Origin of the sequence: Chitinophaga pinensis (assembly GCF_007896845.1) — a bacterium.
Taxonomy (GTDB): domain Bacteria; phylum Bacteroidota; class Bacteroidia; order Chitinophagales; family Chitinophagaceae; genus Chitinophaga; species Chitinophaga pinensis_C.
Genome location: NZ_VOHS01000055.1, coordinates 1 through 12,660 on the forward strand (window position 1 = coordinate 1; position 12,660 = coordinate 12,660).

Annotated in this window: 6 protein-coding genes and 1 pseudogene; all 7 read right to left on the reverse strand. The window is 49.1% G+C overall.

Features of this window, described 5'->3' with window-relative positions:
• Positions 1 to 234, reverse strand: a pseudogene (locus tag FEF09_RS32010) (hypothetical protein); the annotation flags it as partial.
• A 456-nt stretch (positions 235 to 690) separates the two neighbouring features.
• Positions 691 to 921 carry a hypothetical protein gene (locus FEF09_RS32015; protein WP_222597176.1) on the reverse strand — a complete coding sequence of 77 codons (231 nt, stop codon included), beginning with the start codon at positions 919 to 921 and terminating at the stop codon, positions 691 to 693.
• A gap of 245 nt (positions 922 to 1,166) precedes the next feature.
• Entirely contained in the window at positions 1,167 to 1,376 is a 210-nt protein-coding gene (locus FEF09_RS26915; RefSeq protein ID WP_146307969.1) for a hypothetical protein, read from the reverse strand.
• 41 nt (positions 1,377 to 1,417) lie between these two features.
• Positions 1,418 to 3,541: a hypothetical protein gene (locus FEF09_RS26920; protein ID WP_146307970.1), complete on the reverse strand. Its 2,124-nt coding sequence runs from the start codon at positions 3,539 to 3,541 to the stop codon at positions 1,418 to 1,420.
• The gene (locus FEF09_RS26925; RefSeq protein ID WP_146307971.1) at positions 3,517 to 5,814 is read right to left on the reverse strand and encodes a hypothetical protein; all 2,298 of its coding nucleotides are present in this window, start codon (positions 5,812 to 5,814) and stop codon (positions 3,517 to 3,519) included. The genes FEF09_RS26920 and FEF09_RS26925 overlap by 25 nt, the downstream gene beginning before the upstream one ends.
• Before the next feature lie 16 nt (positions 5,815 to 5,830).
• Positions 5,831 to 9,220, reverse strand: a complete 3,390-nt coding sequence (locus FEF09_RS26930; RefSeq protein ID WP_146307972.1) for a hypothetical protein — start codon at positions 9,218 to 9,220, stop codon at positions 5,831 to 5,833.
• On the reverse strand, positions 9,217 to 12,660 hold the full coding sequence (locus FEF09_RS26935; protein ID WP_146307973.1) for a DUF6603 domain-containing protein: 3,444 nt from the start codon (positions 12,658 to 12,660) through the stop codon (positions 9,217 to 9,219). The genes FEF09_RS26930 and FEF09_RS26935 overlap by 4 nt, the downstream gene beginning before the upstream one ends.

Below are 12,660 nucleotides of genomic sequence, written 5' to 3' on the forward strand. Positions count from 1 at the left end.
AACTGTAGACGTACAGATTTTTGCGGTGACAGGCGATCCTGCATCATCTCCTTCAAACTCACCCAGCTGCCACTGACGGGTCAGCATCCACAGCGCATCTCTTACCTCCGCTTTCAGCGCACGGTCAAAGTTATCGGTAACAGGGCGTCCTTCCAGCCGGCTCCAGGAGTAGGAGATGGGGAAGGCTTTTGCTTTGGTAATCAGTTTCAGATCGACTTCGGCAGGTATTAACATAACGAAGGTTAAGCGATAGTGGTGTAATGTAATTTGTTGTCCAGTACAATGGAGTAAGGATACAGACTCTCCACAGCGATGACAGCAGGCAACAGCGTGGCAAATGGGTATCCTTGAACTGCTCGGGACCTATTGCACGCAACTTAGCTGATTCAAGTGTATGTGTCAGTGAATCTACCAGATCATTCCAGTCCCAGTTACCCGTGTGCCGGGAAGGTGTCACGAGTAACAGCGTCTGTGGCGCCTCACAATTCGGACGGTCATAATGGAAGGTGATACCCGTCGTTTCTTCCGTAGCCGGAATGATCTCCGTCCATTCATCTGCCAGCGCTCCGCAGACCTCATTCGGTGCAGGCGCCAACGCGGGTGTGTAAGCTGTATAGAGTAATATGTTCTGCGCTTCCAGATCCACTTCCGCCTGTGGGAAAGGCATCGCCATCCAATGATACTTTTCAGTCAGATACGGCAACTGTACCGGATGCAGCAGCATATCTCCTTCCGCCATACCAAAGCCTCCCGCAGGAGCACACAATTCTCAAGGTGTTTCATTTTGTCATGCACACGTGCCATGCCGTGCAACCAATCCTCTACCGGATTCAGATAACCTGCGGTAGTCGTCAGATGGTTCAACAGCGCAGTGGTATCATTCCATGAATTGCTGATCTCTGTTTGCTGCGAAGGCGGCAACGCATAACGGGGAATAGTTTGAACTGATCACCAAGGATGATCCGGGCAGCAGCCTCTATTTGTTTCGCCTGATCCGCCGGACTCAATGTCGGCAGATCACCCAGAATAGCATTGATCGCAGGATCTTCTTTGTTTCAAGTTCGGTGAGCAATGCTGCTGCACGTGCCTGTAATCATAAATGAATACAGGTATCTGACGCAGCTCATCGCTGATATCCAGTGTGACATTATCGAATGGTGCGGTATTTACATTCCGGATAGCCTGTATAAGCGCAAACACACATTGTACCGGGTGCTGAGAATGAGCGCCAGTTTATCGAGTTCTGCGTCAAACAGATCCTTTTTATTTTGGACAATCACTAAGGTAACACCGGTCGTTGTGGTGGAAGATATCAGTCTTTCGAGGTGTAGCAGCACTTCTTCTGTTGGAACCGGATTGGCCGTCAGCAAAGTCATATAATCGGTGGCTTTCTGTGCCCAGCGATCTCCCAGTTCTTTTACCTATTTTTCAGGGACACATACCATTGCTGTTGCTGCGCATAGATACCGCCTATGCTGGTCTGTGGTAATCCATAGCTGCCCAATGTCAGCAGGAATGCCGCAAAACGTTGCATGGTAGTGTCTGCATCCTGCCGGATGGTCTCCGCCTGTGGATCAGTCAGTGTATCAAAGGCAGGAAGGTCCTGTAACGCTTTAATAATACCACCTGCTCCTTTAGCGGCGGCAAGGTCACCGGCCAGTTTATCCCGTAATCCGACTACTCTTTGCGAAGAGAGTTCCGGTGCCGGCAACTCGTTTTTATCCACTTCATTAGGCAGGGCCACGTCGCCGGGTGTCAGCGGACTGGATTCAATGATCAGCGCCCGCAGACTTTTCACCAATGGCATCACCTGAAACACAGACAGCTTACTGGTATCTGCCGGTTCCTCGATGTAGTTAAAGGTGATCGCACTGTCAATGATCGGATCAGCAGTGCTATGTATGTAGAATAACAAACGGTCGTCCAGCTCGTTGAGCGATTGCGTATCCAGTGCATTCAGCATATACAGCAGATCCAATGGATCTAACCCGATGGCCTGTAGCGGTATCTCCATTTTCTTTTCAAGACCATCAGCCCTGCTAAAGTATGCACACTGACAAACAATCTTATTCAATGGTGGCAGGATGCTGGTCAGCCACTGGTTCACAGATGGCTCTGACAAAGCACGGGGCGCTCCGCCTGCATTGGTCGCTATATAGGTAAATGGAACGGACACACGATGGGTCAGGGTCGGACCACTACGTGGTGTACGTATCACATCCGGTTCCTGCGGATAGTTTCCTTTACTATAACTTTCCAGTACACCAGCCGCCCGCTCCGTATTGCCCATCACAACATGATGTACACTCTCAGCTATACCCAGATCAGCAATCGCATCCGCGATATCCATGATCTGTAAAACAGTCTCCGTGATAGCCGTCTTGATAACGGCTTCCCCGTCAGGCAATGCTAAATTGAATGGATATTGTCGGTTGACACCCGTCTGTTGCTGTACATGTTTTACAAGATTACTGCCATGAACCACATTACGTGCTTCAATGGCAGTAATCGGAACGGTATCCGGATCAACGGAGGGATCGTTGGTATTGGATACCCTTGTGTCCTTTAACTGGTCCGCATTCAACGGAAATATCTTGCGGATCGCATAGATGAAGCTGTCGATCTTTTTAGCAGTCAGGTCACTGCGGTTATGCAAGGTTCTTTCAAAATGATAGCCTAATAAGGCAGGTAGCGGCTGACCGCCCTGTATACCTTCAATAACAGACAGCGCCAGTCGTATCCTTTCGGAAGAGAGGTTCACCGCCAGTACATTATTGGCGTCCGGCTTACCATGCGAAATATAGCCATTGCGTAATACAGCTGCCGTTACACCCTGATTCAGGGACGGCGTATGAATATACCCTTCATTCGCAGCATCTGTTACAAAGACCTTATCACCATTTTTGTTGAAGTCGTCTTTTAATTCTTCCGGAATTTGTTTAGGTGTCAGTACCTTATTTTTTTCAGGTTTCACATTCTCCAGCCACCCAAATGCCCCGAGGAAAATACCCGTACTGCGATTATCGTAATGAGCGCCGGGCTGGTTATTGCGCATGTCTGACAAACCCAGCGTCAACAAACCATTCTTCCATGCATCCAGCCGGTAATGGCAATTGTCCAGATGCTCAACAAACGCACGTTCCAGTCTTGCAGTAGAAGCATCGCTCAGGTTTTCCAATGCCTTGAGCTGTGACGCCAGATAACGCGAATGGAAAGGAATCTCTGCAAGGAAGATAGAATCCCGGATATATTCAGAAACCGTTTTATTGGCTGATATCTGTGGCACCGTATCGTACAACAGCGCATAACGGCTTTCTGTTACCGTATCTTTCCATTGCTGATGCATAAACGGTTGTTCCGTACGCATCGCAAGGATCTGTTGTGCATTGAAGACCTTCTTTTCTTCCGCAGCATCTACCGCACTCTTATGATACGCCAGTTCAAGCGCATACTTCAACAGACGGTATAACTCTGCCGCCGGTCTCTCTGACAGGCCTTCACCTGTGCGTATTGCATTCAGAGATTTACTCGCCTGGGCCACCAGCGCCGCAATGTAGTTTTTATGGTCTGCGGTATATTCACGGATACCTTTTCTTCGGATAAAGGCTGATCATCGATCAGTTGCAGGATAGGTATTTCCCATGGCAGGCCTAATAATGCAGCTATCTGTGGTAATATCTCCGTTGGATATTTAAGTGATTGCAATAAATTGACGGCATCACTGACCACATCACTATTGAACTGAAAAGCCGGATTAATAATGCTCACCTTATTCTTCATCTCGATCAGACTTTCCAGATACCGGCGATGAAATTCAACGGAGTTGGGATGAAGTCCGATAATATCCAGCAAATCCTGATAAGGTTGAGAAGACGCCTTTGCCACAAAAGGCACCTGATTCAGCATGTCATCCCGCCAGCGGCCATGCAGTTGCAACAGCAGCTGATAAAGCCCTCTGAGGAAGGCAGGAAAGCTCTGATTGATGACAGCGATCCCCGGTACCGGTGTCTGTGGATTCAGCCATTCCAGCCTCTGAAAAGGGGCTACAGGCAATATACCATAGGGTTGGTTGCCGATACGGATGGCAGGTACTGCACCCCGGCCACTGACGTAACTGTTAAAGAAGGTCCGGGTATTTAGCTGTGTCTCTCCGGTAAATCCTCCCTGCATCAGGGCATCCAACACATAACCCATCGTACCGGGCCACAGGGCAATATTCATATTACGGGCATCTGCCTGATCTTTGCGATCGCTATACAGTACTTTTTTAAAGGTTGCATAATCCAGTCCCAGCCATTCCGCCATCCATTGTCCATCGCGTTTCAGATTGGTATCCTGCGTTTCTGTAAAACCTGCTTTCCCCTTGAAATAAAGGTCGAAGGTCTTATCTGGATCTTCTGTACCGGTATAACCGGAATTACTGCTGCCGGTATTGTTGGTCGGTGTACCCTGTGGTAACAGGGTAAATCCTTTTTTACTAAAGTAATGATGATCGAATAATGTTTCCAGTTGTTGCTTGCCTGTAACGGCATCACTGCCAAGGCGTACGCCGAGTACAATCAGCCTCTGAAAACCATTCACCTCATCGGGTGCAAGATTGATACGGAAGCCCATGCCGATGCTGACCGCTTTGTCAAAATCAGCCACCCACCTGATCTCCTCAGCAAACTCCATATCAAATGCCTCATTCTGTTCAAACTGTTTTTCAGCATCTTCAGAAGGATCGGGGCTGGTTGCCAGCGTGGCCGGAATGGTCCTGCCAAATACCGGCTCCATGGCGGTGTTGTTTTTATACCGGATCAATGCTAGTCTTTCGGGTAACAAATTCACACGGGATGCCTGTGACCAGCCATGTGCCTTACCGGCTTTATCCGCCAGATCCGGGAAGACTGCTACCGCAATTTTTACATCGGCATCTTCTCTTTTCCTGATATTGACAGGTAACTTGTCGTCGAAATTAACGGGCCGGTAGGTGTTAAAAACAGTATCCGCATTCAGCGTCGGATTCGCTGTATTGAACTGATCTTTTATCTGTACAGATAATGCCTCATTGCCGTACGCATACCACAACTTTGTAAACAGATCAAAGATGGGCGCCTGCGCGGCAGCATTCCAGTTGTCGGTAGCAATCGCAAGGATAACTGCATCTTCCGTGCGTAAGGGGAATACGCTGTTGGTTTCATCTGGTTTTAGTTGCCGGGTGATCCAGGCAGCCCTGCCATCACCTGCTGCGCCAACCAGCAATGCCCATGCGGCTTTCTGTAGATTGACTACCGCAGGATCCGGATTATCAGGATCAGCAGAAGTACCTGCGCTATAATATTCGGCCCAGAAGCGGGCTGCATTGTTCACTTCTTTCTCTGACAGTAAAGGTTCAAAGCCATCCACCAGACACTCATCCGGATAGACACGCACCCATAGCTGCGCAACATTGTCAACGGTCTTGAAGCGGGTCTCCAGACGTAAGGGGAATAACAGGAACGGGGTCTGATTAGAGAAGTGTGCACTCAGCTCCCGACGGGGATCTGTGAAAAATTCAAAAGCATTTTCCAGTTCAACGAGTTGTCCGCTGATACCTTTAAATCTTTCCTGTTGTCTGCTATAGTTGTTATTCGCAGCCGCGAGTTGCTTTTCCAGTTCTGCACGACGCTTTAAGTACGTAGGGTTATTATCTCCTTTCTGTCTTTCCAGTGCATCACGCTCCTGTTGCAGGCGACGTAACTGATATGCTGCACTGTTCAGGTCCAGCCGCGCATTGTCGCGATCATTGCGACCTTTGCTTAATTCATTCCGGGTTTGTTCAAAATCGGCCATGATCTGTTTAATTAGTTTATTTCTTTAAAAGCATGTCTGCCGCATGTGTACACACCATCATGGGCACCTGGTAAAGGATGTAGGCGAGGTTGGCGGCATCCACATTACTGTCCCAGGTAATCTGCTTGTCATCCAGATACTGGTCCCTTTGTCCTGTTTCTTCTGTGTTATTGGGGTCGGTTACTGGTGGCGCACTCGCAGGCAGAGTCAGTGGAGCAGGCAGGTTCAGTACGTCTATAGCGCCATCACCCGGTAATACTCTCGCCCAGTCCAGATCATTCCAGCTGACAAGATTTTGATTGCCGCCATCCGTAGCAGTTACATCTAATCCGAACCTTGCTTCACCGGGTCTTTCTTTCAGTACAAAGAACCACCCTGCATTTTCCAGCGTTGGATTCGCCGGTTCGTTTTCTCCTTTCGCTTCGTCTACTGTGAGATCAAATCCGAAGAAATAAATATCCGGGTCGATCTTCGCCTGATATAAAGGCGTGCGTACCACTTCCGGATCGGGCTTTTCTTTGTCGCCTTCCGCCTGCATATGCAGACTCCGGATCAGCTTCACATCAAACTGGCCATTACTGTTCTTTGACCAGATGGCCTTGTGTGCATATACGACCGTAGTCGGATATTTCTTCAGTAGTTCACCACGTATCACCAGTACAATCTCTTCTTTTGGGGGTTCTCCGGGCGGCTGACGATGATCGTGGTCACCCAGTTTGCTGGCTCTACGCCAGAAATGCAGTTTCGGTATGTCATAATAAGGCTCGCGCGCAATTTCTTCTGCTTTGCCTTGTAAGGCCGGATCTTTCAATACGCTGGATACATCCCAGAACTGTCTGAAATAACTACCGCGCTGGTCGGTGGGATATTCACGCCACAAGAGTTCTCTCGCAAACTCATGGTTCAGCCCAACCATGTAAGATTCGATGAAACGCTGGTTGGTTTCCAGCAGGGTCATACTGTTACGCTCTATCTTATCGACGTTGGGAAGGAAGAGTTCATCCGAGATTTTCTTCAGTTCCTCATACATCGGTTTGTTGATCTTCGGATAGGCCATGGCTTCGGTGAAACGTTCTGTATCGATCTGGTCCCTGATCCACGGTGGGAAGAATACCTGTTGCCAGATCCACGCAGGAATGGTTTTTTGTGGCTGCAGTTGAGTTACAACTGTTGTGGCCACCTGCTGCAGATCGAGTTTGACCGGTATGCGTTTCGCAGGTATGTCCGCTTTTACGCCTTCAAAGAGACGGTACATGTCTTTCAGCGATTGTTTGAATTTTACGCTGTTTGCACTGTCTGTATTGCCGGTATTGGGTCTGAATGTGTCGCCTATGTCGGTCAGATGGAAATCAGTGCTCTTTGGCATTTCATCTACCGAAGCCGGCGTGAGGTTGTCAGAAGCTACTGCCTCCGCCGCATTCAATGCTTTTGCCCATTGTGATAATAAGCGCCACAGGTACACAAACCCGGCTGCAATCACCACACCCACAGCCCATAATCCGCCGCCCGCACCAAACAACAATAACAGGAGTATAATCAGTATTGCGATACCCAGCGCTGCCAGTGGCAGCCATTTATGGCGACGTAAGAGATCTTTGAGGAAGGGCGGTATATTGGGTCCGAGGCTGCCTGCTACTTCATCGACAGTTGGCAGGGCAGGAGGGACCGTCTTCGGAGGAGCGGGTAATATTTCTCCGTCATTGATCTTGGTGACAACCGTTTCGAGGCGTATTTTTTCACCGGCAGGTAATTGTTTTTCCAGATGAAAGGCAATACGTCCCCTCGGTCTCACAATCCTGCGCATAGGCGCTGACAGTATCGTATTGGGTAATACACTTTGCCGCATGTTATGGAACACAGTCGCGTTATTAAACATGATCCGCTTCTGCACGGGGGCTGTCAGTAGCAATGTTTTAGGTGCAGATACTGCATTCGCTTCTATCAGATTCTTGTTATACAAAGCAGTAGCAGCTGCCATGCCAAACTGGGCAAAACGTATTTTCTTGTTAGCTTTTAATACTTCGCCGATCTGTTCCCACGCTGCCTCCATATAATCCTCCTGATTCTCCTGTACCACACGTGTCCCAAAATGCGCGGGAACGCGGAAACGGGGATCCAGGTTCAGTTCATTCAGCCAGTTGTAGTTGTTGTCTATACGTGTACCATTACGATCTACATATACACGTTCTGCCATCGCATGCCACTTACCATAAATAGGTGGTGTGATCAGCGGATCCTGATCCTCGTTGGGATCGATATCCAGCTGACTTTGTTCTTTCGCGTTTACATTGGCATCCGCAGACTTGAGCAGATTATAGTCGTCTGCAAGGTTTAAAAAGCCGGCCAGCTGCACCTGAAAAGGATGCAGGGCCGGCAGATTACGGATGGCCCATTTATCAAATTTTTCCTTCTTTTCAATTTCTTCATCTGTCAGCGCTTCGTCTGGTACCTGTAATGCACCGCCGAGGCGGAGTATACCACCCAGATTGTGCGCAGGGTCTTCCTGCCATTTCAGATTAGCACCCGGTCTGGTCATATCCATGACGCGTCTGCCGACACGACTGTCTGCTACTTTCGGTTTCAGGAGCCGTACCAGATATTCGAAATCACCTTCCTTGCCGGTATTAAACTGCCAGCGGTAGTAATAAGGAAACTCTACATTGGGTTGCTGCCAGCCAATATTCAGGGCCGCAGCTGCAATAGCTGCAGGGTCAGCGCCCAGACCAGCAAGACGTCCACTCTCGTAAGAGGGGATCACAAATGCATGATATGGCGTGCTGGGTAGCAATTTCCGCGGACACATCAGGCGGGAATACGCCATGTCCGCATTATTGTTCAGCGTTGCCTGCAACTTGTCCAATGCGGCATCCACAGCTGCCTGTCCGTCTACCAGTATGGTACTGTCGCTGGCGGTCAGGTCACCGTTCATATGCACATGCGCCCATGCCCAAAGCTGATCTGCTTTGGGGAAGAAGTCGCGTATACCCGGATTACTCAGTTTAATGGCAGGTAATGGTCGTCCTGTTGTCTGACCGACTTCCGTAAACTCCCCTTCTGCCAGTACGACCAGTGAAATCCATGGATTTAAGCGTTTTCCGGTCGCTTGTACCGGCGTATAGCGCCAGGGGTAGTCTTCGCTATAAAAGTCGATATAAGCGAGGTAATTCGGCTCAAAATTGGTAATCCAGGGGTGGGGGTCAGTCTTAACAATAGCACGGGGATCTATGCCGACAATGTCTCCGGGACCATAGATCTCCACCTTCTTTTGCTCAACAGGGGCAGTGGTGCTGTCACCACGTACTTTCAGATCCACGGTAAAGGTACCGCGGGCTCCGCCGGATGATTGCAGACCGTTTGCCAGTCCCTGACGCAGGTAAGGCAGAAAGGAATAAGTTGCAATACTCATACTGCTGTGGCTTCAAATGTTGGGATGACATGAATCTCTTCTATCATCCCGGGATTATTGATAAACGTTTTCTGCAGATAGTCATGCGCATGCGCTTCTGAGGCAAACACCGGTGCGCTGGATAATGGCTTGTTGTCATTTACGCCCGCTACAACATAACCGGGTTGTGCGACCTTGATCCTGTCATCAGCCAGTGTCGGTACCATAGCCTTTTTCCTGCTGTAAGACAAGGAGGAGTAACTGACTGCATTACCTCCCAGCCAATGGAAGAAGAGGGTACCTATATTTTTAAACCAGCGGAACGCACGGCGTTTACCATCCACATCATTGATCTTGACCTCGTAGCGTACGATGCGCTTTGTCACTTTGGAAGAACCTAACTGTTTGCCGGAATAGGCCAGCTCAACACCTGCATCTATTTCCTGAAATGCGGGACGCGATAGCTTATCGGCATCACTCATCTCCTGAAACTGTGCAATAGCAAATTTTTCCTGCGGAGCGACGGTGGTAATGGTTAAACCCGGACTGGCAGTTTCCACGGAGAACAGATGGGCATCCTGAACAGGATTCGCGCCTACCTTGTCTACATTGATGCCTAATGGAATGGCGCGCTGACTGATCCGCAAAGTACCCAGTGGATGCAATACCAATGTTTCTATTGTCGTATCCAGTTTGCGCAGTGATACCAGCAGGGTAAGGTTCGCAGGGATCTCTGCCTTCCAGTTATCTGCCTTGTTGTATTCGATCACAAGGATCGGAATAGCATCGATGGCCGGCAGTTTCGGATTGTCCGCCTCACCCCATGTAATATCAAAGTCAACGGAGATGTCAATAGAGAACAGCCAAAGGTCGATAGACAAGGTGGCTGTACCACGGGCATTCCATGGTGCCGGTCCGCTGAGATGTAGTTTGAGTCGTACCGTAAACACCCCTACGCCAAATACATCCATGCCCAGAGAGAAGGACATGTCAATCATAAACCGGAAAGGGGAGAACTGGAACAGTGCATCAAAACTGAAATCGCCATGGAGATTAAAAGCGCTGATGCCGTAGAAGAATTCCGCGCGACAGCCAAATTGCACGGTATTGGAAGTAACGGCAAAATAGTTCTCCGCCGTAATACGTGCTACGGGTGTACGCAGTACGTCAATATGTATACGTCTTGGATTCGGGAAGGGTAATGGCGGTGGATTGAACTGCGGATGGAATCCACCTACACTCAGTACAAAGTTCGGATTGGATCCGAAGTCCATCAGCAATCCCATGTCACCTTCCATCGTCATAAACAGGATCCGGGAGTCAAACATGGATGCAAAGAACCAGATCCTGCTCTTATCAAATTCCAGCGCACCGACAAAGGCCACATTGATGGTAACGATCGGTACGTTTTCATCCGGCAGATTGATCCGCAATACACCAATGATGGCCACATTACCGGGAATCTCTATAATGATACCAAAAGCAACACTGATCAGCGTCGGTGTGCCCCATCCGAGTTTGACCATCGGACCAATCAGGAACTTTCCTTCATAAGGAGGGAAGTAAGTCCGCAGGTCACTGATAATACGGGGGGCATTGGCTACAGGATCCGGTGGGAACATAATACTGTTGATCGCACCCGTACGGATACCTGATGCCAGTGGCTCTAATAACATGGTCCGGTTTAAACCGAGTAAACCACCAAGTCCCAGTAAAGTGAAGCCAAAACCGAGTTGTATACCGGTTCCGAATTCTGCGGTGATGATAATGAGTAAAGAGAAGCCCGGCTTGCCATCGGGCAACTTTGTCGTAATAAGCCCAATGGCTTTAACAGTGACAATCTTAACAATGGAGAGTTCCAGTACACCGGCATACTCTCCCTTATCGAAATCAAAATACAGGTAACCGCCACCTTTTACAATGCCGGCATCTATGGATAAACCGACGCCTTTGGGAGGTTTGAAACCAATGTCGAAATTTAGCGGACCAGCATTGCCTTTGCGGTCATCGGGTACACTGATCTTTGCCTGTACACCGAAGTTTTCTACCACGACATTCAAAGGCCCCAGACTGGCTTTGATATCTGTCGCCAGACCAATAGGAAACTCTTTGCCCTGCATGCCGAAGGACAGATAGAGTCCGTTAATATCTATCGGACCAAGGGAAAGGTGTACATTCAGTCGTACTTCCAGCACACTGCTGCCGTGGAAGAAAAGACCCTGTGAAGAGCTGAACCCCATACCCAGTTCAAACTCATTTTCTATCTTGATACCGGATAGTAGCTTGTTAATGAAACCATCTGCTCCGGAAGTATCAATAATGAGTTTACCACCCTTAATATCACCACTGATCACAAATGGTGCACTTGGGGCAGTGCTGGTACCGAAATTTAATTTGGTCTTTGCTTCAAGAATAAACTGTTTGACCTCCAGCCGGGAATTACCGGGTTGCCCGAAAATGATAAAGGGCGTACCATCTGCTTTACCGGAAGTAAACCGTACACCGTAATCACCATTGACAGTCGCAGCCGGCGGCGCAAAAGTGATATTGCCATCCGGTTGAATCGTCACCGCCGTAGAAGATTCGATATCGCCATTGATCAGTGCTTCCAGTTGCCAGTCACCGCCCTGATTGAAAGGAATAGTTTTGTCTACTTCTATTTTCTTTACCAGCCGGATGCTGATTCCTTTTGGATTGATATCAGTTTTAGGAGAGATTTCTGCGAACAGGATATCCAGCACATTCGGACTGACACTGGTATCGATCACCGCCGGATAACCTGCCCAGTTAGCCAGATGCTGTAAGGCAGGTAATAGCTTATCACCATTAAAAGTACCAGAGCCCCAATCATACCTGTCTTTTAACTGGTCGAGCGGAGAAGACAGGAAGTCCATGAGTTTATCGATATGGAACCTGTATTCTTCAAACTCCGGCAGATTAGGATCGCCCGAGCCGGCATTGACGAGTTTCCGTTCTATCGCACCAATGAATTCCAACACTTCCGGTATCACTGGCGCCTGTTCGATATTACGCACAATGAGATAATCCATGAGACGCCCGGGTAGCTTCGTCGCAAAGTCATTCAGCACGGGTCCCGGGATGCCGGTAGGGCCACTTAGTCCGTTAATAGCAGTCGCGACACCGTCAAAGCCTTTGATGGTATTGACGATCGCCTGCGCCAGATCTTTGGAAGCATTAAAGATGTTGCCGATGTTCTCCGCATCAATAGCCGTGACCAGACTGCTGATCAGCGTGGGGATCTGTTTGGCGTTATTGTAGGTATCAGCAATGGCATTAGAGAAGGCAGGCACGCCATCTGCAGCAGGTGGGAGTTGCAATCCCAGCGATGCCAGCAGATCCCGTGCTTTTCCGCCGGCAAGCTCCTGCTCCAATGGAGACAGGAAATGCCCGATGCCCATGGTGATCGCCTCGAATGTACCTATTTGTCTTGCTGCTGCCAT